This is a genomic window from Bradyrhizobium sp. NDS-1 (genome assembly GCF_032918005.1).
In the GTDB taxonomy this organism is placed as follows: Bacteria; Pseudomonadota; Alphaproteobacteria; order Rhizobiales; family Xanthobacteraceae; genus Bradyrhizobium; species Bradyrhizobium tunisiense.
The window spans coordinates 2,366,544-2,390,694 of the sequence record NZ_CP136628.1 but is presented as its reverse complement, the minus strand read 5'-3'; the positions used below and the strand labels follow the sequence as shown (position 1 = coordinate 2,390,694).

20 protein-coding genes and 2 pseudogenes are annotated in these 24,151 nt (G+C 60.3%); 8 read left to right on the top strand and 14 right to left on the bottom strand.

What is annotated here, in order from left to right; genetic code table 11:
- Window positions 1-406 precede the first annotated feature (406 nt).
- From tnpA to RX330_RS11245, 8 genes and pseudogenes are all read left to right on the top strand, one after another.
- The gene (tnpA, locus tag RX330_RS35730; RefSeq protein ID WP_410707360.1) at window positions 407-757 is read left to right on the top strand and encodes an IS66-like element accessory protein TnpA; all 351 of its coding nucleotides are present in this window, start codon (window positions 407-409) and stop codon (window positions 755-757) included.
- 65 nt (window positions 758-822) lie between these two features.
- Window positions 823-1,176, top strand: coding sequence for an IS66 family insertion sequence element accessory protein TnpB (gene tnpB / locus RX330_RS11270; protein WP_317243049.1), 354 nt, complete (start codon window positions 823-825; stop codon window positions 1,174-1,176).
- A 13-nt stretch (window positions 1,177-1,189) separates the two neighbouring features.
- Window positions 1,190-2,529 (top strand): annotated as a pseudogene (locus tag RX330_RS11265) (IS66 family transposase); the annotation flags it as partial.
- A gap of 149 nt (window positions 2,530-2,678) precedes the next feature.
- Entirely contained in the window at window positions 2,679-3,920 is a 1,242-nt protein-coding gene (locus RX330_RS11260; protein ID WP_317243048.1) for a tyrosine-type recombinase/integrase, read from the top strand.
- Complete coding sequence (locus RX330_RS11255; protein ID WP_317243047.1) at window positions 3,917-4,843, top strand: tyrosine-type recombinase/integrase; 927 nt, start codon at window positions 3,917-3,919, stop codon at window positions 4,841-4,843. Before RX330_RS11260 ends, RX330_RS11255 begins: the two co-directional genes overlap by 4 nt.
- A complete protein-coding gene (locus tag RX330_RS11250; RefSeq protein ID WP_317243046.1) occupies window positions 4,840-5,841 on the top strand; it encodes a tyrosine-type recombinase/integrase in 1,002 nt (333 codons plus the stop codon). Before RX330_RS11255 ends, RX330_RS11250 begins: the two co-directional genes overlap by 4 nt.
- A 113-nt stretch (window positions 5,842-5,954) precedes the next feature.
- A pseudogene (locus tag RX330_RS35725) lies at window positions 5,955-6,032 on the top strand (transposase domain-containing protein); the annotation flags it as partial.
- 35 nt (window positions 6,033-6,067) lie between these two features.
- Entirely contained in the window at window positions 6,068-6,268 is a 201-nt protein-coding gene (locus RX330_RS11245; protein ID WP_410707543.1) for a hypothetical protein, read from the top strand.
- A gap of 72 nt (window positions 6,269-6,340) precedes the next feature.
- Here the strand turns inward: RX330_RS11245 and RX330_RS11240 are convergent, their stop codons facing one another.
- The 14 genes from RX330_RS11240 to RX330_RS11175 all read right to left on the bottom strand — a co-directional run bounded on the left by RX330_RS11240 (window position 6,341) and on the right by RX330_RS11175 (window position 24,048).
- Complete coding sequence (locus RX330_RS11240; RefSeq protein ID WP_317243045.1) at window positions 6,341-7,354, bottom strand: dipeptide ABC transporter ATP-binding protein; 1,014 nt, start codon at window positions 7,352-7,354, stop codon at window positions 6,341-6,343.
- Window positions 7,355-7,423: 69 nt separating this feature from the next.
- A complete protein-coding gene (locus RX330_RS11235) occupies window positions 7,424-8,467 on the bottom strand; it encodes an ABC transporter ATP-binding protein (protein ID WP_317243044.1) in 1,044 nt (347 codons plus the stop codon).
- Window positions 8,468-8,476: 9 nt separating this feature from the next.
- The gene (locus RX330_RS11230; RefSeq protein ID WP_317243043.1) at window positions 8,477-9,349 is read right to left on the bottom strand and encodes an ABC transporter permease; all 873 of its coding nucleotides are present in this window, start codon (window positions 9,347-9,349) and stop codon (window positions 8,477-8,479) included.
- Window positions 9,346-10,290: an ABC transporter permease gene (locus tag RX330_RS11225; protein WP_317243042.1), complete on the bottom strand. Its 945-nt coding sequence runs from the start codon at window positions 10,288-10,290 to the stop codon at window positions 9,346-9,348. Before RX330_RS11225 ends, RX330_RS11230 begins: the two co-directional genes overlap by 4 nt.
- 69 nt (window positions 10,291-10,359) lie before the next feature.
- Window positions 10,360-11,925, bottom strand: a complete 1,566-nt coding sequence (locus RX330_RS11220; RefSeq protein ID WP_317243041.1) for an ABC transporter substrate-binding protein — start codon at window positions 11,923-11,925, stop codon at window positions 10,360-10,362.
- A gap of 123 nt (window positions 11,926-12,048) precedes the next feature.
- A complete protein-coding gene (locus RX330_RS11215) occupies window positions 12,049-13,503 on the bottom strand; it encodes a M81 family metallopeptidase (protein WP_317243040.1) in 1,455 nt (484 codons plus the stop codon).
- Between the two features lie 314 nt (window positions 13,504-13,817).
- Window positions 13,818-14,699: an SDR family NAD(P)-dependent oxidoreductase gene (locus tag RX330_RS11210; protein WP_317243039.1), complete on the bottom strand. Its 882-nt coding sequence runs from the start codon at window positions 14,697-14,699 to the stop codon at window positions 13,818-13,820.
- A 156-nt stretch (window positions 14,700-14,855) separates the two neighbouring features.
- The gene (locus RX330_RS11205; protein ID WP_317243038.1) at window positions 14,856-15,659 is read right to left on the bottom strand and encodes an enoyl-CoA hydratase/isomerase family protein; all 804 of its coding nucleotides are present in this window, start codon (window positions 15,657-15,659) and stop codon (window positions 14,856-14,858) included.
- A 97-nt stretch (window positions 15,660-15,756) separates the two neighbouring features.
- The gene (locus RX330_RS11200; RefSeq protein WP_317243037.1) at window positions 15,757-17,241 is read right to left on the bottom strand and encodes an AMP-binding protein; all 1,485 of its coding nucleotides are present in this window, start codon (window positions 17,239-17,241) and stop codon (window positions 15,757-15,759) included.
- Window positions 17,242-17,969: 728 nt separating this feature from the next.
- Window positions 17,970-19,019: an ABC transporter substrate-binding protein gene (locus RX330_RS11195; RefSeq protein ID WP_317243893.1), complete on the bottom strand. Its 1,050-nt coding sequence runs from the start codon at window positions 19,017-19,019 to the stop codon at window positions 17,970-17,972.
- A gap of 698 nt (window positions 19,020-19,717) precedes the next feature.
- Complete coding sequence (locus RX330_RS11190; RefSeq protein ID WP_317243036.1) at window positions 19,718-20,548, bottom strand: ABC transporter permease; 831 nt, start codon at window positions 20,546-20,548, stop codon at window positions 19,718-19,720.
- 4 nt (window positions 20,549-20,552) lie between these two features.
- A complete protein-coding gene (locus RX330_RS11185; RefSeq protein ID WP_317243035.1) occupies window positions 20,553-21,797 on the bottom strand; it encodes an ABC transporter permease in 1,245 nt (414 codons plus the stop codon).
- 66 nt (window positions 21,798-21,863) lie between these two features.
- A complete protein-coding gene (locus tag RX330_RS11180) occupies window positions 21,864-22,928 on the bottom strand; it encodes an ABC transporter substrate-binding protein (RefSeq protein WP_317243034.1) in 1,065 nt (354 codons plus the stop codon).
- 25 nt (window positions 22,929-22,953) lie between these two features.
- Complete coding sequence (locus RX330_RS11175; RefSeq protein WP_317243892.1) at window positions 22,954-24,048, bottom strand: ABC transporter ATP-binding protein; 1,095 nt, start codon at window positions 24,046-24,048, stop codon at window positions 22,954-22,956.
- Between the last annotated feature and the right edge of the window lie 103 nt (window positions 24,049-24,151).

Genomic DNA, 24,151 nt, shown 5'->3' with positions numbered 1-24,151 from the left:
CACATCGTCATCTCCTCCGCGAGCAACTGCTTCACGACCGAGCTCTGGACATGCCGGCCAGAACGCTCGGCCATCTCAACTTGCAGGGTCTCTGCAAAACGCTCCAACTCACCTATCTGAGAATAGCTAACAAGGAAACCTACGAACACTGGTAGTACCGATTCGGCTTTCCGTATTGTTGCGGTTCCTCGGTTGCCTACCCCTCCGGACCTCATCTAGCGTACCGAAGTCGCGGTGATCTCATGGCGGTAAGATCAGGAATAGCAAAATGCTGTCGAGTTGCGCCGGTCGCCTATGCGCGAGACCGCACGCCCCAAAGGTATCGCTCCGGCGTCGGCCGCCTTGTGTAGTTTGAGAGGCGGCCCGAGGATTTGACCTTAAGTCTAGCTTTAAGGTCACGTAGCGAATGCAGGTCAATGTGTTGGGCGCCGAGCGTCGGCGACGATGGAGTTACGACGAGAAGGTTCGCCTTGTCGAAGAGACACTGCAGGCTGGCGAGACGGTCTGCGGCGTCGCGCGCCGGCACGGGGTGGCCCACAGCCTGCTGTTCACCTGGCGTCGACAAGCACGCCAGGGTCGACTGGGCGGCGATTTCGTGCCAGCTCTCGTTCCCGTCGAGATCACGCCGGTGGCGGCTCCGATCTCAAGCGACGCGCCACAACCGGTTTGTCTTCCCCGCCTGCGCAGCGTGCAAGGGCTGGAATCATCGAGATCGAACTTCGCGGCGGCTGTCGCGTTCGCGTTGACCGTGACGTAGACGTTTGCAGCGAGTTCTTGGGCTGCTGCGGCGACGATGATCCCGATTCCGAGCGGCGTCAGGGTTTGGATCGCCACTGGCCACACCGACATGCGTCGCGGCATGCGAAGCCTGGCTCTTACTTTCAGGACATTCTGAAGCGCGATCCGCACGCTGGCGATCTCTACATCTTCCGTGGCCGCCGCGGCGATCTGGTCAAGGTCCTTTGGCATGACGGGTTAGGCATGTCGCTATACGCCAAGCGTCTGGACCGCGGCAAGTTCATCTGGCCGTCGGCGTCGGCCGGCGCGGTGTCGATCTCTGCGGCGATGCGTCGATTGGAGGAATCCGCAACTAAGCTGGCGGCCGCAGAGCGCGGGCTGAGCGAAGAAACTACGGATGCAGGCATTTTGGGGAGTCTCAACGCGTCCAATCTGTGATTCACTGCGTCGCATGCATGCTGATCGCGACGCTGTTCCGGATGACATTGCCGCCCTGAAGGAGGCGCTGGCAGTCGAGCGCGCGAAGGGTTTGGAGATCGCCGCTGAGCTCGCGGTCGCCCGCGCGAAAGCGTCGGAAGACGAGGTGCTGATCGCCCAGCAGAAGCTGCAGATCGCCAAGCTCAGGCATCAGATCTACAGGCAGCGGTCGGAGCGTTCGTCGCGCCTGATCGAGCAGTTGGCGCTGACGTTCGAAGAGCTGGAAGCGGACGCCACCGAGGACGAGCTTGCGGCGGAACGGGCCGTAGAAGACGACGACGGTGCGCGCATTTACCCGCAAGCGCGCCGAGCGCCAGACCTTCCCCGAGCACCTTCCCCGGGAGCGGGTGGTGATCGATGGGCCTACGGCTTGCGAGTGCTGCGGCAGCAATCGCCTGCGCAAGCTCGGCGAGGATGTGACCCGCACGCAGGAAGTGGTGCCGCGCCAGTGGAAGGTGATCGAGACGGTCTCGGAGAAGTTCTCCTGCCGCGACTGCGAGAAGATCAGCCAGGCGCCGGCGCCGTTCCATGCCGTCGCCCGGGGGTGGGCTGGCCCCAGCCTCTTGGCGATGATCATGTTTGAGAAGTTCGGTCAGCATCAGCCTTTGAACCGCCAAGCCGAGCGCTATGTGCTGGAAGGCGTGCCGATCGCACTGTCGACCATGGCTGATGCGGTTGGGGCGGTCTGTGCCTCGCTGGATTCTCTGCTGCGCTTGGTGGAAGCTCATGTCATGGCAGCCGAGCGGCTTCATGCTGACGATACGACAGTGCCGGTGCTGGCCAAGGGCAAGACCGATACGGGACGATGCTGAATCTATAGGGCCAATCCGAGAGGCCGCCTGCTGGTCGCACGGACGGCGTCCGTTCTTTGCCATGGCTGACATCGAAGAGAATGCCCGGCGCAAGGCCGCCGGCAAAAAGGAAATCCCGCTCTCTCCGATCGCAATCGAGGTCGTGCGGCGAATCGATGCACTGTTCGAGATCGAACGCTCCATCAACGGCAGGAGCCCCGAAGGGCGTCTTCAGGCGCGGCAGGCGCTGAGCCGGCCTCTGGTCGAGGAGCTTCAAGTCTACATGCGGGAGCAGCTCGCCAAGCTGTCCCGGGGGCACGACCTGGCCAAGGCGTTCAACTATATCCTGAAGCGTTGGGCGAGCTTCACCCTGTTCCTCGAGGATGGGCGGGTATGCCTGTCCAACAATGCCGCAGAACGAGGCTTAAGAGGCATCGCCCTTGGACGGAAGTCCTGGCTGTTCTGCGGCTCTGATCGCGGAGGGCGGCGCGCGGCAGCTATGTACAGCCTCATCATCACAGCCCTATGCCGCGCGCGGCATAGTGCCGTTTATGCCGCCCGCCGAACTATGCCGAGTCGGGTCGTTTTCCCCAGATTTCTGGCTGACCGGCGTTTGGTCGGTTCGGCATAGTTCGTTCTGTGCCTCCGCTGTCAACAGCGGAGAACAGGAAGATGGAAGTTGAAGAGTACTTGGGCAGAAGCCGGCTGTACCGGCGTCTCAGAAGCGAGCCGCACGGACGGCTCGTCGAGTGCTACGCCGTTCGTCTCGTCGAAGAGAGGCTCGTTCGGCATGGCACGTGGCGTTGCCTCAACGTAGTTAGCGGGCTCCTGAGTTGGATCGCGGGCCGTCGCTATAAGCTGATTGATCTCGATGAGCAGGTCGTTGAGCGGTACCTCCGACATCGAGGCGGGTGGCAATCTATCCAACCCGGTGACCGGGCAGCGCTCAAGCGATGGTTGTCGGTGCTGCGCGAGGAAGGCGCGATCGCGCCGTTGGTGCTACCGCCTCTCACCCCGCACGAACGGATCTTCAAGGAGTTCGATGCCTACCTGCGATCAGAGCGCGGCTTGGCCCCGAGGTCCATCGTACGGCATCTCCCGGTCATCCGCAGGTTTTTGCACGAGGTGTGCTCCGGCGGCGCCGCCGCCCTGTGCAAGATCAACCAAGAGGACGTGATCCGCTACATTGAGCGCCACGCCCAGGATTGGAGCCCGGGAACAGGCAAGGCGATGTGCTGGTCGTTGCGCGCCTTTCTCCGTTACCTCCACCATCGGGGGCTGAATGCGCGCCCGTTGGCGGATTGCGTTCCATCGATGCGGCGATGGAAGCTCGCAACTCTGCCGACCTATCTGCCTGCCGCACAGGTGCGGAAGGCTCTCGACGGTTGCGGCCGAAAGACGGTGATGGGACGGCGTGACTACGCCATTCTGTTGTTGCTGGCCAAGCTCGGCCTGCGGGCCGACGAGGTCGCGACGCTCACGCTCGATGATATCGACTGGCGCGCCAGCGAGATACTCGTTCGCGCCAAGGGCCGACAGCGTGCACGGATGCCGATACCGCCAGACGTTGGCGCGGCCATCGTTGCATATCTGCGCAGTGGCCGCCCAAAGTCGTCGTGCCGGCGGTTGTTCGTCCGCACACTCGCGCCGCACATCGGGTTTGCTTCCGGATGTGCGATCACCATGATCGCCAAGGCCGCCCTCGATCGCGTTGGAATCGAAGGTTGCGCACACCGCGGCGCACATATCTTCCGACACAGTCTCGCTACCGAGCTTCTCCGATCTGGCGCGACCTTGTCGGAGATCGGGCAGTTGCTGCGGCACGAGAACCACGACACTACCCGGATTTACGCGAAGGTCGATATCGATGCGTTGAGAACATTGAGCCTGCCCTGGCCGGGAGGCGTGCAATGACCAATCTGCGCGCCGCACTCGATAAGTACCTGAGCATGCGCAAGGGGTTTGGATACAAGTACGAGCACCAGACCCGTCGGCTCGCCGACTTCGTCTCCTTCATGGAGAAGCGCAAAGCCAGGATCATCACGACGAAGCTGGCAATGGAATGGGCAACGCTGCCGCCCGATCGTCATGCATCCTGGGCGCTGCGATTGAGCGACGTGCGCGGGTTCGCGCGCCATGTCGCCAACTTCGATCCGAGAACGGAGGTACCGCCCGTCGGCATGCTGCCCGGATGGAAGCGCGCCAAGCCCTATGTCTACAGCGACGCGGAGATCGATGCGTTGCTGACGGCAGCGCTGGCTCTGCCGCCAGCGGGCGGGCTGCGCCGATGGACCTACCATACCCTGTTCGGGCTGATCGCGGTGACGGGCATGCGTATATCCGAGGCGATGGGCCTGGAGCGTGATGACGTCGACCTCGACGCCGGCGTGCTGACGGTCCGGCTGACCAAGTTCGGCAAGTCGCGGCTCGTGCCATTGCATCCGACGACGAGAACCGCGTTGCGCGACTACGCCCACCGGCGCGACGCGATGCTCGGATCACGCTGCGGCTCGACCTTCTTCGTTGCCGAACAGGGAGGCCGCTTGCTGCACCAGTACGTTCATCGCGTCTTCTGGCGATTGTCCCGAGAGATCGGGCTGCGGCGCCCAGGTGATCGTACCGGGCCACGCGTGCACGACTTCCGTCATCGCTTCGCCATCCGGACGCTGCTCGACTGGTATCGCGAAGGCAAGGACGTCGAGCAGCAACTCCCAGTGCTCTCCACTTACCTCGGCCACGCCTGCGTGCGTGATACCTACTGGTATCTCTCGGCCTGCCCCGAGTTGATGGAAGAAGCGGCGCGGCGTCTCGATCGGCGGTGGGAGGTGACACCATGAAGCCCGCCTGCAATGTCGCCACGTTGATCGAGCGCTTCTTCACCGAGCGCCTCATGCGCCAGCGCAATGTTAGCGCCAACACGATCGCCTCCTACAGAGACACGTTCCGGCTGCTGTTCATGTTCGCACAGGTGCAGCTGCGGAAGCCCCCATCGGCCCTGACGCTCACCGATTTGGACGCAACGTTCATCGGCGCGTTCCTAACCGATCTCGAGGTAAAGCGCGGCGCCAGCGCGAAGACGCGTAACCTGCGTCTGACCGCTATCCGATCCTTCTTCAGGTTCGTGTCCTTCGAGGAGCCGGCACACAGTGCGCTGATCCAGCGCGTGCTCGCCATTCCGAGCAAGCGCCACGATAAGCGACAGGTGCACTTCCTCACGCGCCCCGAGATCGAGGCGGTTCTCGCAGCGCCCGATCGAACGACGTGGCTTGGCCGCCGCGATCACACCTTGCTGCTGCTCGCGTCCCAGACAGGCTTACGCCTCTCCGAGCTGACTGGCCTTGACCGGGATGCCGTCCACCTCGGGTCTGGCGCACACGTACGATGCGTCGGCAAAGGGCGGAAGGAGCGGACCACTCCGCTGACCACACTCGCTCGGTATGCGCTCCAGGCATGGCTCAAGGAACCGTTACGGAAAGGAGCAACAGCGTTGTTCCCCAACGTGCACGGGGGCCGGCTCAGTGCCGACAGCGTCCAGTCGCTACTGGGAAAGCATGTTCGTGTCGCTCACAAGAGTTGCCCGTCTTTGAAGGCCAAGAGCGTGTCACCGCATGTGCTGAGGCACAGCGCTGCGATGGAACTGCTGCAAGCCGGCGTCGACTGCTCCGTGATCGCGCTGTGGCTCGGTCATGAATCGGTCGAGACAACGCAGACCTACCTGCACGCCCACCTTGCCCTCAAGGAAGCTGCCTTGGCGAAGCTTAAGCCGTACGAGCGCGGCAAGCGAACCCGCTTCCAGCCGAACGATCGCCTGCTCGCCTTCCTAGAGGCGCTCTGAACGACCAGACTATGCCGAATGGAATGGGGCAACCGTGCACGCGATCGACGGTGCCAGCGTGACAACGACGTGCCATACCGGACTCGTTCGGCATAGTTCGGCGGGCGGCATAAACCGCGAAAATGAACGGCATCGACCCGCAAGCCTGGCTGACCGACGTCCTCGCGCGGATCGCCGCCCATCCGTCGCATCCACCCACGTCAACAAGGTCCATCACGTCACCACCATCACCCAGGTCGCGAAAGACCTCGGCGAAGATGAAGATTGGCTACGAGACGTCGCCAACGAAATGGAGATCGAGGACGGCACCATCTGGGTTTATGGCGTCGGAGAAGACGGCATCCAGGCGTGCACCGACTTCGGAAGCGAAAACCTCATCGAGCTGATCAGGTTCTACAAAGAGAACCCTGGACTGCTCAAGCGGTAACCCTGCGGCCTACGCCGAATGGATACCCCCAAAGGGCCACTGTTTGTGGTGCATTTTGCAGCTGCGGTGGGATCAGCTGGTCCGCAGTAACGGACCTCGATAGCCCTCCTCCCGCAGATGGCAAGCGACGAAATGGCCAGGGACGGCCTCACGTAATTGCGGATCTTCGCGGCGGCAGCGTGGCGCGACGAAAGGGCAGCGTGTGTGGAAGCGGCAGCCGGAAGGGGCGTCCATCGGACTCGGCGCGTCGCCTTCGATGAGCAAGCGCTCGCGCTTGAACCTCGGATTTGGCACCGGCGCGGCGGCGACAAGTGCTTGGGTGTAAGGGTGCAGCGGCTCATCGAAGATCGCTTCCTTCCGTGCAATCTCGACGATGCGGCCCAAATACATGACCGCGACGCGATGACCAATATGTTCGACTACGCCGAGATCGTGACTGATGAAGAGATAGGCGAGTTTTAGCTCCTCCTGGAGATCCATGAGCAGGTTCAGCACCTGAGCCTGAACCGAGACGTCGAGCGCGGAAACCGGCTCGTCGGCGACAATGAGACTGGGGTTGACGGCGAGCGCCCGGGCGATCGCGAGGCGCTGGCGCTGCCCACCCGAGAACTCGAATGGATAGCGCCGCATCGCGTCGGTGCGCAGCCCCACTTTCTTGAGGATGCACGCGACGCGCGCGTTGCGTTCGTCTGCCGAGAGGCGCTCAAAGTTCTCGATCGGTTCGGCGACGATGGTACGAGCTGGGAGCTTCGGATTAAGGGACGAGTAGGGGTCTTGGAAGACCATCTGCACGCGCCGCCGGTGCTGGCGCAGCGCCCTTTCCCCGAGATCCGTCACGTCGGTGCCATCAAGCCAGATTGTGCCGCCGGTGGGCTGCATAAGACGGAGGATTAGCTTGCCCACCGTCGACTTACCGCTCCCACTCTCACCGACCAGACAGAGCGTTTCGCCCGGGGCGATCGAAAAACTGACGCCGTCCACAGCCTGGACGCGTGCCACCTCGCGCCGCATCAAGCCGCGGAGTACAGGAAAGTGCTTCTCGAGCTTAGTGACCTGGAGGACGGGCGTGCTCGCATGACCAATCATGATTGTGCTATCCTTTCTGCTCGCCTCGAGCCGCTCACAGCTCTACCGTTTCGAAGACAAAGGCCCGCGTTATGCCGTGACCACCTCTCGGGCTTCCCAGCAGGCGACCGAATGCGTTCCCTCATGGCCCTCGAAAGGCGGCGCCTCGGCGCGGCAGCGCTCAGTCGCGAGGGTACAACGCGGGGCGAACGCGCAGCCCGGAATGACTTGGTTCAGCGCTGGTACTATGCCAGGGATCTCGATAAGGCGCCTCGGCCGCTCCCCCTGACGCCGGCGGCGCGGGATCGATGCTATTAGGCCCTGCGTGTAAGGATGGAGCGGCCGGTCGAAGAGCTCCGTCACCTCGCCTTCCTCAACTTTTCGGCCCGCGTACATTACGATGACGCGCTGGCAGGTCTCGGCAACGACACCGAGATCGTGGGTAATGAGCATAACGGCGGCGCCGATGCGGTCCTTCAGCTCCAACATGAGGCGCAGGATCTGCGCCTGAATGGTGACGTCGAGCGCCGTCGTCGGTTCGTCGGCGATGAGGAGCTTTGGGTTGCAGGAGAGAGCCATCGCAATCATGACCCGCTGACGCATGCCGCCGGAGAATTGATGCGGATAGTCTTTGAGGCGCCGCTCGGCATCAGGAATACGCACTAGGCGAAGCATCTCGATCGCCCGTGTGAGCGCCTCGCCGCGATTCTTCTTTTGGTGGATCATCACCGCCTCGGCAATCTGTTCGCCGACAGTAAGCACTGGGTTCAGCGACGTCATCGGCTCCTGGAAGATCATGGCCATACGATTGCCGCGGATGTCGCGCATCTCGGCTTCTCCGAGCGTCAGGATCTCCCGGTCCTCGAAGCGGATACGTCCCCCGACCGTGCGTGCGAGCTTGGCTGGCAGGAGGCGCATGATGGAGAGCGCCGTGATGCTCTTGCCGCACCCGCTCTCGCCGACGATGCCGAGCGTGTCGCCGGGTTTGACTTCGAAGCTCACGCCGTCAACGGCCCGCGTCACGCCGTCCTGCGTAAAGAAAAAGGTCTGGAGGTCCTCGACCGTAAGAATGGCGGTTGTTGTGGTCCTGGCTGAGGCCTTTTCCGCCGAAACAGTATCGACATTTCCAACCATGTTTATGTCTCACATCCGACGGGCAAGGCGGGGGTCGAGGCGGTCGCGCAAGCCGTCGCCGAGCAGGTTGACGGCTAGGATGACCAGTGTCAGGAACGCGCCCGGGAAGAAGATCGTCCAGGGGGCGCGCGCGAGAAACAGGCGGCTTGCCGCAATCATGTTGCCCCATGTCGGGATTCCGGGTGGCACGCCGGCACCGAGGAAGGAGAGCGCCGCTTCGACAAGAATCGCTGAGGCAATGATGCTGGTGGCCAGCACGATCAGCGGCGCCACCGTGCTGGGCAGGATATGGCGGCGGATGATCTTGAGATCGCGGCTTCCCGAGGAGACTGCGGCCTGGACGAAGTCCTGACTGCGCGTCGAGAGCACGACCGAACGCACCAGGCGTACGACGCTAGGAACCTGCGGGATCATGATGGCGATAACCACGATGCCGACGCTGCCTTTGTTGAGCGACACGAGCGCAACAGCGAGAAGGATAGAGGGGATCGCCATCGCCGCGTCCATGATGCGCATCACGAAGCCGTCGAGCCATCGGTAGTAGCCAGCCACAAGACCGATGAGGAGGCCGAAGACAATCGCTAGCCCGGCGGCCGAAAATCCCACCACCAGAGAGACGCGCCCGCCATAGATTGTGCGCGCAAACACGTCGCGCCCCAGGTCGTCAGTGCCGAACCAATGCTCCGCAGAGGGCGCCCTTAAGCGATGAGATGGCGCCATTGCCATCGGATCGCCAGCAATGGTTGGCGCGAGTATGGCAACTAGCGCGACGAGGATTAGCAACATTGTGCCTAGAACGATCGTCGGGTTGCGCCGCACGAAAGTGCGAAAGGCTCCGTCCTTCTGCTGCACCGCTTGCGGAATCTCGGCGAGGACCGTCATTGGTAGCTGATCCTCGGATCAAAGAATGTGTAGGAGAGATCGACGACAAGATTCACCAGCATGTAGACGCCTGAGAAGACGATGACGACGCCTTGGATAATCGGATAGTCGCGCCGCGCGATGGCGTCGACGACGAGCCGACCGATGCCCGGGATGTTGAAGACAGTCTCGGTGATGACGACGCCGCCGATGAGGAGCCCCACGCCGGTCCCAACCACCGTCACGATCGGCACCGCCGCATTCTTGAGGGCGTGCTTCAAGAGCAGCGCTGGCCGCGCGACGCCCTTTGCGCGCGCCGTTCGCATATAGTCCTCGCTTAGCACATCGAGCATCGCGGCGCGTGTGATGCGGGCGATGAGCGACACGTATACGAGGCCGAGCGTCATAGTTGGCAGCACCAGGCTGCGCAGCCACGGCCCCGTGCCCTCACCGATCGGCGAGTAGCCCTGCACCGGCAGCCATTTGAGTTGGATTGAAAAGAGGAAAATGAGAAGGTAACCGATGACGAAGCTCGGCACCGAAAAGCCGAGAACGGCAAAGCCCATCACGAACCGGTCCAGCGCCGTGCCGGCCTTCGCCGCACTGGTGACGCCGAGTACCAGCGCGACTACCAGGGTGAAGACAAGGGTGGTGGAAGCGAGCGCGATGCTTGGCTCGGCGCGTTGAGCAATCAGTGTCGTCACCGGGTCATTCCAGAAGGTCGAGCGACCAAGGTCGCCATGTAGGAGGCTCAGCGTCCAGACGACGAACTGTGTCCACAGCGGTTCATCAAGGCCTAGCTTCTGGCGGATCTGTGCGATTGCTTCCGGTGTGGCGTTCTCGCCCACCATGATTGCAGCGGGATCGCCGGGGGCTAGGTGCAGGAGCAGGAAGACGAAGATGGCGACGATCGCTACCACAGGCAGCATCGAGAGAAGGCGACGAATGATATAGGTGGCCATGGGTCCAATCGCGATGCGTGGCGTACCTCAGAAGAATTGGCGCGCCACTGTTTCCTTCGTCTCTATCGATCACGTCTTTTCGACGTTCCACCAGGGAATGACTTCGGGGATCGGCAGAACGCCATTAATGTTGGAGCGCATCATCGCCGGAGAAAACGATTGCCCCGTCCAGACATGCGGCACGAAGTTCCAGGCGTTCTCTTGCATCTCGCGCGCGATCTTCTGACGTTCCTCAAGCGCCTCGGCGAGCGCCCATTTCGTCCGCAGCTCCTCGTGCTTGGCATCGTTAGGCCAGCCAAACCAAGCCTTCTCACCACTTGCCTGCTGGATGACGTCGAGCGGAGTGCTGATACGTGTAGCGCCCGCCGAGGTGATGAAGATGTTCCAGCCGCCTTGGTCGGGTGGCGCTTTGACCGCGCGGCGTGTTACCACGTTTGACCAATCCATCGGCTCCATCTGCACGTTGATGCCGGCTTGGCGCATCTCATTAGCGAGGATCTCGGCCGAATTCTTGAATAGGTTAGTCGCCTGCAGCAGCACGACCGGCCGCCCATCATAGCCGCCTTCCTTTAATAGTTGTCTTGCCTTCGAGTAGTCCGGCACCGTCTTGGACCAGCCGGTATTAGCATCGTTCTCCATCGGAGTGCCGCAGGCGAAGAAAGAGGCGCAGGACTTGTAGTACTTAGGGTTTCCGATGGTTGCCTCGAGATAGTCGATCTGTTTGACAATGTGGAGCATCGCTTGGCGGCATTTCACATTGTTGAATGGCGGGTGGAGAAAATTGAGACGAATGATGCCAATGAAACCCGCGTGATTAAGAACCTGAAGCTTGACGTTTTTGTCCTCCGAGAGCTGGCCCAGAAGGTCACTCGGCGGACTCTCATAAAAGTCGATCTCCCCCGCTTGCACGGCGGCGACGGCTGTCTGCGCATCCGGCATATTGATGTAGATGACTCGGTCAACCTTGACGATCTTGCCGCCAGCAATACCGCTCGGCGGCTCGTTGCGAGGCACGTAGTCGGGGTTCTTGTCATAGACGTATTGTGTGCCGGGCTTAGTCTCGCTGAGGTTAAATTTGAAAGGACCGGACCCGATGATCGTCTCGATCTTCTGCATCGGGTCGGTCTCTGCTTCCTTCTTGCGCATAATAAAGCAGAGCGGCGTCCCGGTCTTGGCGAGCGCATCCAGAACGAGGCCATAACGTTCTCTGAGCTGGATGGTGAAAGCATTTTCGTCTTTCGCCGAGATGTCCCTCACATAGTTCAGCATATGTTGGCCGAAGCCGTCGCGCGCCGCCCACCGGCGGATTGAAGCAACGACGTCGGCGCTCGTAACTGCTGTGCCGTTATGAAATTTCAGGCCGTCCCGCAATTCGAAAGTCCAAGTTAGCTTGTCATCAGAGAGCCCGTATTTGCCGACCATCTGTGGCCTTGGAGTTTGCCGCGCGTCCACGCCGAAGAGCGTGTCGTAAACCATGACGCCATGATAAGCGGACTGGTTCGCGGTGGTCCAGATCGGGTCATAGGTTGGGATATCGCCACTCATGACCGCCTTGATAATTTTGCCACCGCCCCTCTGACCTAGCACGACCTGGGGCGCTGCTAGCGTACCAGCGAGGGCAAGACCGCCTTTCATGATTGTACGGCGCGTAAGATTCCTCATTGGTGCTGTCCTTCCCTAAGAATGATCGAGCAGCTGGCTTCCCGCTCTTGTGGTGAGGTCTCCGCCCATTTGATCCCGGTAATGCTCGCTCCTTGATCAAAGGATGAGGCCGGGGCTGGTCTCTTCGTCGAGTGGCCAAATCGGGCGCTTGACACGCGCGTAAGGGTAGTTGCCGTAATCATTGCCAAATAGCCCGTCGCTTCCGACATAAATTACCTTTTTAGCTGTTGGGCCATACCCTGCCATAAAATGATTGGTGGATTTGACAACCACAATCTTGCGGGCGAGTGGGTCGATGCCTACATTGCGGAAAAGCTCGAGCCCAAAAGCCTGCGTCCGAATTGTGTTGAGCACGACTTCGACGCCACCTATTCGCACCGCGGCGCAGTCCCCGAGCGCTGACCGTCCGAACGGAGAGTGCTGCCAGCAATCACGCTTGAGCCCAACCACAGTCACGCTGGCATCGATCGGCGCGCCGGACACGGGTCCGATTTTTCCGCCGAAACGCAGGGCGAACTGGGTGCCCTCGCCTGCGTCGAAGCATAGTCGCACCGCGATCGGGTCCCAGACTGGGCCCACCACCGCACTCCCGACCTGGCGCTCGATAAGGCGGCGCAGAATGGTGGTATTGTCGGAAGGCGCGCCCGCGCCGGCGTTATCGGCTGGATCTGCGACAACGACTGGTGCGTCGTCGAATTTGATGGCGGCATCGATCCCGCTGTCGACTGAATAGTACTGGGGCGCAGTCTTGCCCCGCATCGAGACGAATTCCTCGCCTATCTTGCTGGCGAGCGCGTCGCCCTTAGCCTTATCTTTGTCCATGACAACGAGGATGCGACTCGACAGCTCCGGTACGTCACCATGGGAAAAGCCATGGCCGATCGAGATCGAGAGTACGCCCACCTCGTCCTCCATCGCCTTGACACGGTCGACGAAGCTGCGCATCAGCGGCAGGGTTGTCGGATAGAGTTGGATTTGCCGACAGTCATAAAGCGACATGACGGGTTTCACCTGCTTCCGCAGCGTCTGAAGCACGATGTTCAGCACGCGCTCGGCGCACGCTACCACGTCAGTGTGGGGATACTCTTTATAAAGGACGATGACATCAGCAAGCGCGACTCGCTTGACGGTCAGATGGCAATGCGGGTCGAGCTCAACGCCAATCACACATTGTGAACCGACAAGCGCGCGCACTCGCTCCAATATGTCGCCTTCCACGTCGTCATAGCCATGCGCCACCATGGCACCATGCAGATCCAGCAGAACGCCATCAACGGGCAGCGCTCCCTCTAGCTGGTTCAGGATCTCATCGCGCATAAACTCGTAGTCAGCACGGTTCGTAGCACCTGCGGGCTCGGCGCCAAAACAGCTCCCTTCGATTAGCGTGAATCCCTCTGCAACTGCCCTTCGGCGCGCTACCCAGAGCGGCGCCGACCGCGGCCGATCTTGGGGATGTTCGCCTGGTCGCAGCAAACTAAAGGAATTCAGGCTGCTCGGGAGCGGCGAAAAGGTATTGGTCTCCATGAACAGCGCAGCGGCGAACAGACGCATCTCCAAGACGCTCCCAAGTATTTGTTGTTCGCCAGTTAACGCAATTACGTGAGCTGAAATTCTCTACATTTTGAGGCATCTCGTCGAAATTCTGCTATTCGTGCCTCTGATTGTCGAAATTCTGCGCCGATGACGGCTACCGCTATCCGCGCTGAGATGCCATCGGTGAAGCATTGTGGGGGCCAGGGGCGTGAAACATCGTGCAGAGCCGATCATTGACGGATAAGCCGAGCCAAGGGAAACGTCTCTTCTGCTCGACAGGACAGGCGGAGCTGATGAAAGCTCACACAGCTCTTCCGCCAGCTACGCCAACGTCAACCCTTCACACTCAAGGCGTCTAGCCGCTTCACATCTGTCGGGAAAAAAACGGAACATGCATGTGCTGCCAAGTCCTCCGCACTGTAGGCTCCTTTGGGATGGAAGCCGTCAGCCATGACCATCTTAACCTCTGCAATCTCTTCCCCGGATATGGCGAGGATCTTTCCCGAATAGTCTTCAGCCAACTCTGAGGCCATGAATAGCACGCCAGGCGCAACGTTCTCGGGACGCAGAATGGAATCGGGTTCGGTTTCCCGCATACTTGGAATATCCGCCCACATACGAGTGATCGCGTTTGGTGCCACACCCATTACACGGATGCCGTATTTGCGGCCCTCAATAGAGAGAACCCGCACCAAACCATAGATTCCAGCTTTGGCCGCTCCATAATTTGCCTGACCGAAATTGCCGAACAATCCCGACGTCGAGGACGTCATAATTATCACGCCGGGCCGGCCATTGTCCTTGAGCCACTTCCAAACCGGTAGCGTGCAACAATAGGTTCCTTTCAAATGAACCTTGACGACGAGATCCCAATCCTCTTCTGAAATCTTGGCAAATGTCCGGTCGCGCAAGAAGCCTGCATTGCAAATCAATATGTCAACTTGGCCGAAGGCCTCGATTGCCGTCTTGAGTATATTCTCGCCGCCGGCCAGCGTGGATACGTCATCGGTATTCGCAACTGCGCGCCCGCCGGTCGCAACGATCTGCGACACCACTCTGCTAGCAGCGGCGCTAGTGCCCGAACCATCCATGTCGGTCCCGAGGTCATTGACGACCACGGCTGCGCCTTCTTTAGCGAACAAACTGGCGTAGGCCTCGCCGAGCCCGCCACCAGCGCCAGTGATGATCGCCACCTTTCCGTCCAACAATCCCATCGCATCCTCCGATCAGTCGTGTGAGCGCCCGGGCGCTAGCGAGGCGGGTTGGTCCGTCTTGTCGACGGTCGCATTGCGCCAGGCCAGACAACACGCTTATTCTGCGGCTAAAATGGCGCTCTGGATAAATTGCGGGAAGCGCCAGTGTTCCTGCCGCTATCGTGCCTTGAACTGGGGCTTGCGCTTGTCGCGGAAGGCCGCGACACCCTCCTTGTGGTCCTCAGTCAGGCAGGTGAGCGTCAGCTGGTCGAGGTCCATGTGGCTTGCGAGATCGTCAAGAGCGCCGGCGAGACGGTTGATCGTTTGCTTGGTCATGGCGACTGGGATCGACGGCTGGGCAGCAACCTTCGCGGCGAGTTCCATGGCGGCGTTAAAGGTCCCCTCTGGCTCCGTCAGTTGCTCCACTAAGCCCCATTGGTAGGCCTCTTCAGCGGAGATGCGTTGATCAGCGAGGATGACCGCCTGCTTGGTGCGGGCTGGGCCGATCAGCTGCAGCATTCGCGGGATGGTCTGCCAGCTCATGTTCATGCCAAGCGCGATCTCCGGGATACGGATATGGGCATCGCGCGCCATGATCCGAAAGTCGAGGGCAATGGCGAGCGCGAGACCGCCTCCAATGCAAAATCCTTCGATCGCAGCGATGGTCACCTGATCCATCTCATACCAGGCGCGGGTTAGCCGCGGTCCTATCCTGAACTGACGGCGTAGCGCTGCTACGTCTGTCGAGGTGGGCGAACGAGCTCCACCGGCTTTCATATCTGCGCCAGCGCTGAAGGATTTCCCGCCGGTGAGGATTACGACTGAGGTTTCAGCGTCGTCCTCAAAGCATTGAGCCACTCTCGTGAGCTCGCGAGTTGCATCATCAGAAAGCGCGTTGATGCGATCGCCACGGTCGAACCGCACCACCGCGACACGGCCCCCTGGTCCGAGGCCTCTCTCAATAGTCACGAAGTTCGCCAACGTCTCGGCTCCTTTTAGCTGCTCTGTAGCTCTGTTTGCGCAGCGAGCGCATGTGTTCCCGCCGCAGCTTTCACCTCAAAAAGGGCAGCGCACCGGTTTAAGGTCGGCCGACAGGCGACTTCGTTCGAGCGACGCGCTCGTCACGCAGCTGTGTGCGACGCACCTTGCCCGCCTCATCACGCAAGGGGTGGTCGACGAACTCGATGCTGCGCGGAAGCTTGTAGGTGACGAGCCGCTCGGCCAAGTGCGTCATTAGCGCGTCCGCCGTCAGGGTGCGTTGAGCCTGGACGATCGCGTGGACAGACGATCCCATGTCCTCGTGAGGCAGGCCCACGACCGCGCTCGAGCTCACTAGCGGGTGTTCGTCGATCGCGGCTTCGACCTCAGCTGGAAAAACGTTGGATCCGCCGACCAGGATCATGTCAGTGCGCCTGTCGCCGAGGTAGAGGTAACCCTCGGCATCAAAGTGTCCGATGTCGCCGAGACTCTCCCAACCGCCGGGCAGGACGCGCGCCGTTGCGCCACGATAGGCGTACGTGGGCGGCCGGTCCTTTGCGCGGCGCATGTAAATCTCGCCCACCTCTCCTGGCGGCAAAACTTGGCCGTTGGCATCAAAGGCCGCCATTTCCCCCGATTTTACGCGCCCGACAGACCCGCGGCGATTCAGCCATTCGCTTCCAGCGATGGTGGTGTAGGCTAGGTTCTCACTGCCACCATAAAGCTCCATGATCACCTCAGGACCCATCCAGCGGATGAAGGCCTCCTTGAGCCACGGAGGGCAGGGCGCTGCCAAATGCCAGAGGGTCTTTAGAGACGAGATGTCATAGCGGGCTCGCACCTCCTCCGGCAGTCGCCAAATACGGCTCATCATGGTCGGCACCAGATAGACCCAAGTGACCTTTCGCCGCTCGATTTCGGCCAGCACCGCCTCAGCGTCGAAGCGCTGCATCAGCACCAAATGTGCCTCCTGGACGAGTACCTCCTTGGAGTACTCGAATGGGCCGCCGTGATAAAGGGGCGCAGGAACCAGCGCCGTCTCATTTGGCCCTAGGCGCCACAGGTTCGGCCTTTCGGGCTCCGCCCGAGTCTCCCCCCGCCAGCCAGTGAGGATCAGTTTAGGTCGGCCGGTCGAGCCGCCGGATGTCATGGCATTCGAAACGGGGGCTGCACGCGGCGCAACTGGACGATCGTCGTCGGATAGCGCAAGCAGATCGGCAACCGCGACCCGTCGCTGGGAGCTCTCCATCTCTGCTGGTGCAATTAGAAGCGCAGGCGCGGCCAGATCAATTATGGCGCGCAGTTCGGCGTTCGGGAGTCGAAAAGATATCGGTTGGGGTGTCGCGCCCAGCTTCCAAATACCCCAGCACGCCTCAATGAATTCGACGCCGTTCGGAAGGGCAATTGTAACAAGATCGCCAAGCTTGACGCCCAAACCCTGCAGGGCGCGTGCGATCCGGTTCGCCCGAGACTCTAGCTCGCCCCAAGTGAGGCTGGTCGCGCCGCAACTTACTGCTGGTTTGTTCGGCGCCGCCTGAGCGTGGCGGTACAACTTCTCGCCCAAGGGGATCATGTCTTCAGCCATTTCTGTGCAGACCTCTTGCGTTCGATAGGCATTTCTCTTTCGGAGAGTTGCTCGTGACCGGTCGGTTGCTGCGGCAAGGGCCGGTTGTTCGCATCATGAACATCTTTAGTTACGCATTGCCGATGTGGGTCTCACATCGAGAATGTCACTGGACTGCGCTGCCGCTCCGCATAGTCATAAACCTTATCGACTGATCGTATCCGTCAGGTCGAACTGCTGCGGCACGGAAGCCGGCGACTGCTTTGTTGTTCGCCGCGGCGCCCAAGCCAGTCGAACGGCAGCCCCGGGACAATGCGTCGTGCGGTCAGCGTTCTTGCAAACGTTACCTCGATTCTCGAGGACCTTTGGTCGCTAACGCGGCTTGCCCCTTCACCTGTATGGAGAGGCTGGAGAGTGCGCGTTGAATGCTTTCTCGCGTTCTCCATTTCATGTCTGAGAGTTCGAGAGGCGCCGGACCGATAGGAGATGACGGAATCCATCAGCGCCCAATGCAACCGACGGTGTGGGAGCACGGTGGTATGTGGAGCGCATCTGCGAGAACAGCTCCTCACTCGGCGCCAAGGCACGTTCATCTAGGGTACCGTTAGGCTGATGTGTGAAAACGGGGGAGGAAAAGCTGTTCAATTCAAGATTCGGCGACACGGAGAGCCAGGAAACAGAATTGGCTCCGCGCTCGCCTTGTCCACCAGAGTAGTGGGAGAGACCTGAAGCTCGCACTAGCCGCGGTCCTACTTCGTGAGCCAAGCATCAAAACGTTGTCGAAGCTCGTCGCCCTTCTCTGTCCAAAAGCTTGAGTCGATAAGCAGAGTACTGCCCACGTGGCTGGGCGCATTCGGAAGGTGGGGCAGGACCACCTGATCGACAAGCCCGATCGAATCCTTGTTGCTCGGCCCCAAGGCGCTGTAGCTTGCTACGTCTGCCTGCGCTTGGGCCGACCCAGCGAAGCCGATGAACTTGTAGGCGTCATCCAATCGCGGGCTGCCCTTCGGAATGACCCAAGCGTTGCCGTTTAGTATCGCAGTGTCCCACATAATCTCAAAATGCCTGCCGGAGTTCCTGACTGCATCATAAATACGGGCATTCCAAGCTTGGCTCATCACGACCTGACCATCAGCAAGGAGCTGAGGTGGTTGGGCGCCGGCGGTCCACCAAATAACATCTTTCTTGATCGTATCGAGCTTCTTGAAGGCACGGTCGACCCCAGCGGGCGTATTGAGCACTTTGTAGACGTCCTTCACGGGTACGCCGTCGGCGATGAGAGCCCATTCGAGATTGACCCCGGGATTCTTATACAGCCCTCTTTTCCCGGGAAATTTGTTCAGATCAAAAAAATCGGCGATAGTCTTCGGGCCGTTCGATAGCCTGTCTCTGTCATAGGCAACGACCGTACCAGCGACGCCGGCCGGCACCCCGCAGTCGCTGTAGTCGGCTCCGTCGAACTTGGTACGGTTGAGGCCCAATTTGTTCCAGTTGATTGTCTCGATGATACCTTCCGCGCATAACTGCCGGACCCCCGACTCACTGGCGAGGACCACGTCCCAGCTAACGGTCTTCGTCTCGACCATGGCGCGTATCTTGGCCAAGCCGTAATCGTACTCGGTATCAGCGACCTTGATCCCACTTGCCTTGGAGAACGGATCGAATATGGCTTTACGCAGGACCTGCTGAAACGCCCCACCTCCAGCAGTGACCGTAAGCTGATCTCCTGCAAAAGCTGGTTGCGTTGCTGCTAGCAAACTCACTGTCAGGCCGATTGCGGTCACATGGCTCGTAATCATCAATGAAGTTCTCATCGCCCTTCCCTTTTGTCCTTCCACGCAGGCTCCGCGCGCGACGTCCCAACGCTCCCGCTACCTAAGCCGTAAAGTCGCAACGGTAGGTCCGCGTGAGGCGTCAGCGGTTGCCCCCGTTGTTGCTCAGGAGGTCGTCTGCGCTGCGTTACGGCGGAGAGTTCTCCCCGTCGAAAAGTGTATTGCCCCGTGGCGCCGAATTTCTGTGAAGTTGGGCCCGGGCCGCTGAAATCCTTTGCAAGTCGAGCAAATGCGAAGGTTTCACTAACGCGCGGAATTGCCAAAGCCTCCGAGGCATACCCCTTTCACAAATACGGCCCGCACTCGGCGCTGAATGGTCCTAGCGAACTTTACCCAGCGCGAAGGCCGTTTGGATGGCTCAACGCTCGGCCAGTGACTAGGCGCGACCCGGCAATTCTGAGGTCTGCGGTTTATGCGGACCGGAGCCATGTCTTCTGCCGAGCGCATCCAGGCAGATGATGCTAAGGCCCCGGTCCCGCCTCAGGACACGACCGCTGGCGGGCTATGATCTCTGGCGAGAGCGCCGTAAGAGCGTAAGAGCAATTGTGAATGCGGTACTAGGAACAGCTTTCCTTTGGCTTGTAGCTCCCGAAGCCGGCAAGGCCGCGCAATGATCTGGCAGAGCCCTGTGAAAGGGCCTCCTTCTGAAGCTCGGATGGAATCAGTCAGGTGTTGCGGATACCGCGCAGACGCTCCGAGCGCCGCCGCAGCAGTTCGATCGTGCCCAGCACGACGATTGAGAATAGGGTCAATACCGTCGCCGCCGCAGTGATCGTCGGACTGATCTCCTCGCGGATGCCGGAAAACATCACTTTCGGCAAGGTGCGCTGTTCGGCGCTAGCGACGAAAAGAGCGACGACCGTCTCATCGAAGGAAGTAAGAAAAGCAAATAGCGAGCCGGAGATCATGCCCGGAAGTATGAGCGGCAGGGTTACCTTGAAGAAAGCGGTAATTGGCGGCGCACCGAGCCCGGCGGCCGCACGCGTCAGCGAGTGGTCGAATCCCGTCAATGTCGCGGTGACGGTAATGACGACGAAGGGCGTGGCCAGCGTAGTGTGCGCCAGTATCAATCCGGTATAGGTGTTGAGCAGCCCAACGTCAGCGTAGAAGAAGTACACGCCGACTGCTGTAATCACGACCGGCACCACCATGGGCGAGATCAGCACGGTCATGACCGCCGTTCGCCATGGGAAGTTCGGGCGGCTTAGCCCGAGGGCGGCTAGCGTGCCCAGCACCGTCGACAGCAGCGTGACCGATAAGGCGACGAAGATAGAATTGTGCAGCGCGCCCTGCCACCTTCCTGTGAGGAAGAATTCCTCATACCACCGCAGCGACAGCCCCGGCATCGGATAGGTGAAGAATGGTACAGAATTGAAGGACAGCGGGATGATTACAAGGATCGGGGCAATGAGAAATAATAGCACGGCCCCACAGATCACGCGGTGCAGATAGTACCAGCCCCTCTCCATTGGAGAAGCATAAGCGGAAACGATCATGGTCTCACCCCATCTTGATTTGCTCAAGCCCGACCAGCTTGTTGAAGACATAGTAGAGGAGCAACGTCGCCGTAAGCAGAATGGCGCCGAGGGCCGAAGCCATACCCCAGTTGAGTTCCTCGTTTGTGTAATGGGCGACAAAATAGCTCACCATCTGGTCAGCTGGTCCCCCGACGAGCGCCGGGGTTATGTAGTAGCCGAGGCAGAGAATGAACGTCAGCAGACAGCCGGCGGCGATACCGGGCATTGTCAGCGGGAAGTAAACTTTCCAAAAGGCGTAGAAGGGTCCGGCGCCGAGGGAGCGAGCTGCGCGGACAAGATTGGGCGAGATAGTCTTCATCACGCTGTAGATCGGTAGCAACGTGAAGGGCAGCTGAATGTGGGTCATTGCTATGATCGTTCCGAGCCGGTTGAAGATGAGCTCGGCCGGCTGGGATATAAGATGCAGCGTCATCAACGTGTCGTTCACGAGACCGTGCTGCTGCAGGAGCACGACCCAGGCGGTGGTGCGCACCAACAAGGAGGTCCAGAATGGAAGCACGACCATGATCATCAAGAGATTGCTAGACCTGGGCGGCAACGTTGCCAGAAGGTAGGCCACCGGGAAGCCGAGCAAAAGGGTCGCGACAGTCACGCCGATGCTGATCCCAAGCGTTCGCAGGAATACATCGCGGAAGATCGCGTTCTCGTGTGGCGACGCGACAATCAGACTGTCGGGGCTGTACTGCAAGTCCACGGAGCGCAAGAGATAGTAGGCCGTGTATTCCGAGGTCCCGCGCTTCAGGAGGCTCCATACTTCGTGCTGTCCCCAAAGCGGATTGATATCGATGAGCGCCGTCTTGTAAGGGCCGGCCGCAAGCTCGCGGACCTTGCGCGCCGTCGAGACGACCTGACTTCCAATGCCGGGCAGCTCATAGTTCATTCGCTTGCCGATTGCGGCGGCGGTCTTTTGGGCCCACGCCTCCTTCATGTCGCCGGCCAGCGCGGCATAGACGGTCTCGTCAGGTAAGCCCTTGCCGTTCCATCCCCTGAGCTCCGCCATTGTTCGCGGCATCAACCTGAGGAATGTATCGTCGTGCACAGCGTTGAAGATCATCCGGCCGATTGGCAGAACGAACGCGATCAGCATAAAGAGTAAGAGCGGTAAGACGAGAGTGAACGCCTTCAGCTTGCGCCGACGCTCGACATGCTGCAGCTGAATCCTCAGCGGGACGCACTCGGAGCCGCCCGTGATCTGTGCGACCGTCATAGCCATCCATTCCTATTTGTCATGGTCTGAGACGAGGATGGAAATCCCCGCGGTTGATTCGTCCCGCTACTTCGCGACCCAGGCGTTAAAGCGCTGGCGCAATTCGTCGCCCTTGTCTCCCCAGAAGACAGCATCGATGAGCAAGGCGCTGGTCGTATGATGCGGCGCCGTCGGCAGGTTCGGCAGGATCGTTGGATCGACAAAGGCGATGGCCTCGCTATTGGCGGGCCCATAGGGGATGTAGCGGCTAAAGCCGGCCTGCACTTGGGGCGAACCGACAAAGGCAATGAACTTGTAGGCTTCGTCTAGCCGCGGACCTCCCTTCGGAATTGTATAGACACTCTGGCCAATCTCCTGCGCGTCCCACATAATCTCGAAGTGCTTCCCAGAATTCTTGACTGCATCATAGATGCGGCCATTCCAACCTGAGGTCATGACCACTTGACCATCGGCCAGGAGCTGCGGCGCTTGGGCGCCCGCCTGCCACCAGACGACATCCTTCTTGATGGTATCAAGCTTTTTGAACGCCCGATCCACGCCCTCAGGGGTGTTGAGTACTTTATAAACATCCTTGATGGGCACCCCATCGGCAATCAGCGACCATTCAAGATTCCCGAACGGGCTCCTCAACAATCCCCGCTTGCCCGGGAACTTCTGCAGATCAAACAGGTCAGCGATGGTCTTCGGGCCGTCCGGCAGCTTGTCCTTGTCGTAGGTTAAGACCGTGGCATAGTTATCTACCGGCACGGCACACTCATATTTGTCCGCGCCAGTGAATTTAGATTGATCCAAGCCCAGTCTTTTCCAGTCGATTCTCTCAAGAATGCCCTCATTGCACATTTGGACGGCGCCCACACCATCGGCGACGACGACGTCCCAGCTTACGCTCTTGGATTCGACCATCGCGCGGATCTTTGAGATCTCGCCCAAGTATTCTTCTTCGGTAATCTTTACGCCAGTCTGTTTGACGTAAGGCTCGAAATAGGCCTTGCGCTCAGCTGCTTGTCGCGCTCCTCCATAGGAGGTGACGGTTAGCTGACTGCCTGCAAACGCAAGCTTGGCTGGCCCAAGTGCGGCCACTGCGAGCGAGGTCATGGCCAAGGCACCGGCGATCATGTAGGACTTCTTCATCTTCTATTCTCCGCTGTAACCAACTCTACGACGCGTCGAGCGCCCGGCAATCCTCGGTTTTCCAACCGATGGTGATCTCCGCACCAGGATCGAGGTGTGCCGCACCTTCCGAATTGGGCAGCTTGATCACGAAATCCTCGTGGCCGCACACCGAGACACGGGTGCGAACGTGATCACCCAAATAGATCAACTCAGTAACACGCGCGCTAAACACATTAGGCAGCGAGCCAGGCGCCGGATTCAACTTCACTCGCTCTGGCCGCAACGACAGCACGGTCGGCCGGCCAGCCGTCTCGACGTTGATGGCCAGCGCCTGCACGGTGCCGGCGCTCGGAATCTCCACGGTGCAGGTCCTGCCGTTCATCGCCACAATCTTCCCATGCAGCCGGTTGTTTTCGCCGATGAACTCGGCGACAAAAGCGTTTTGCGGCCGCTCGTAGAGCTCAGCCGGCGCAGCGAGCTGCTGGATAGCCCCGTCGTTGAACACCGCTATGCGGTCCGACATGGTCAGCGCCTCGCCCTGATCATGCGTCACATAGACCACGGTGACGCCGAGATCCTCGTGGATATGCTTGATCTCAAGCTGCATGTGCTCGCGCAGCTGTTTGTCCAGCGCGCCGAGCGGCTCGTCCATCAGCACGAGCTTGGGATCGAAGACGAGCGCGCGGGCCAGCGCGACACGCTGCTGCTGGCCGCCAGAAAGCTGGCCCGGTCGGCGCCGGCCATAGGCGCCGAGCCGAACCATATCGAGCGCCCGCCCGATCCGGGCCTCGGCCTCGGCCTTGCCGACTTTTCGAACTTTGAGAGGGAAGGCAAGATTCTCTTCCACAGTCATATGCGGAAAGAGAGCGTAATTTTGGAACACCATGCCGATGTCGCGCTTATGTGGCGGCACCTTCTCGATCGACCGACCCGCCAGCAGGATCGAACCATGGGTGGGCGCCTCGAAGCCCGCCAGCATCATGAGTGTCGTCGTCTTGCCGGAGCCGGAAGGCCCCAGCATCGTCAGAAACTCGCCCCGCTCGATCTCCATGTTGAGATTCTTAACGACGAGCGTCTCGCCATCATAAGTCTTCTGAATATTCCAAAACCTGACAAACGCATCGTTCGAGCCTGGCATTACCCCGTCTTTCTCGTGACGAGCTCCCAGCGTCCCGCCACGCACCGCCGGACCACCGAGCGCACCTTTTTCAGCGCTCGGACTACGCAACAGGGCCGACGCT

Coding starts and splice junctions, on each gene's coding strand:
- RX330_RS11255 (WP_317243047.1), top strand. CDS start 3,917: ATGACCAATCTGCGCGCCGCACTCGATAAGTACCTGAGCATGCGCAAG.
- RX330_RS11220 (WP_317243041.1), bottom strand. CDS start 11,925: ATGAAAGGCGGTCTTGCCCTCGCTGGTACGCTAGCAGCGCCCCAGGTC.
- RX330_RS11190 (WP_317243036.1), bottom strand. CDS start 20,548: ATGATCGTTTCCGCTTATGCTTCTCCAATGGAGAGGGGCTGGTACTAT.
- RX330_RS11250 (WP_317243046.1), top strand. CDS start 4,840: ATGAAGCCCGCCTGCAATGTCGCCACGTTGATCGAGCGCTTCTTCACC.
- RX330_RS11260 (WP_317243048.1), top strand. CDS start 2,679: ATGGAAGTTGAAGAGTACTTGGGCAGAAGCCGGCTGTACCGGCGTCTC.
- RX330_RS11185 (WP_317243035.1), bottom strand. CDS start 21,797: ATGACGGTCGCACAGATCACGGGCGGCTCCGAGTGCGTCCCGCTGAGG.
- RX330_RS11230 (WP_317243043.1), bottom strand. CDS start 9,349: ATGACGGTCCTCGCCGAGATTCCGCAAGCGGTGCAGCAGAAGGACGGA.
- RX330_RS11195 (WP_317243893.1), bottom strand. CDS start 19,019: ATGATTACGAGCCATGTGACCGCAATCGGCCTGACAGTGAGTTTGCTA.
- RX330_RS11180 (WP_317243034.1), bottom strand. CDS start 22,928: ATGAAGAAGTCCTACATGATCGCCGGTGCCTTGGCCATGACCTCGCTC.
- RX330_RS11200 (WP_317243037.1), bottom strand. CDS start 17,241: ATGGCTGAAGACATGATCCCCTTGGGCGAGAAGTTGTACCGCCACGCT.
- RX330_RS11210 (WP_317243039.1), bottom strand. CDS start 14,699: ATGGGATTGTTGGACGGAAAGGTGGCGATCATCACTGGCGCTGGTGGC.
- tnpA (WP_410707360.1), top strand. CDS start 407: ATGCAGGTCAATGTGTTGGGCGCCGAGCGTCGGCGACGATGGAGTTAC.
- RX330_RS11175 (WP_317243892.1), bottom strand. CDS start 24,048: ATGCCAGGCTCGAACGATGCGTTTGTCAGGTTTTGGAATATTCAGAAG.
- RX330_RS11240 (WP_317243045.1), bottom strand. CDS start 7,354: ATGATTGGTCATGCGAGCACGCCCGTCCTCCAGGTCACTAAGCTCGAG.
- RX330_RS11225 (WP_317243042.1), bottom strand. CDS start 10,290: ATGGCCACCTATATCATTCGTCGCCTTCTCTCGATGCTGCCTGTGGTA.
- RX330_RS11235 (WP_317243044.1), bottom strand. CDS start 8,467: ATGGTTGGAAATGTCGATACTGTTTCGGCGGAAAAGGCCTCAGCCAGG.
- RX330_RS11215 (WP_317243040.1), bottom strand. CDS start 13,503: ATGCGTCTGTTCGCCGCTGCGCTGTTCATGGAGACCAATACCTTTTCG.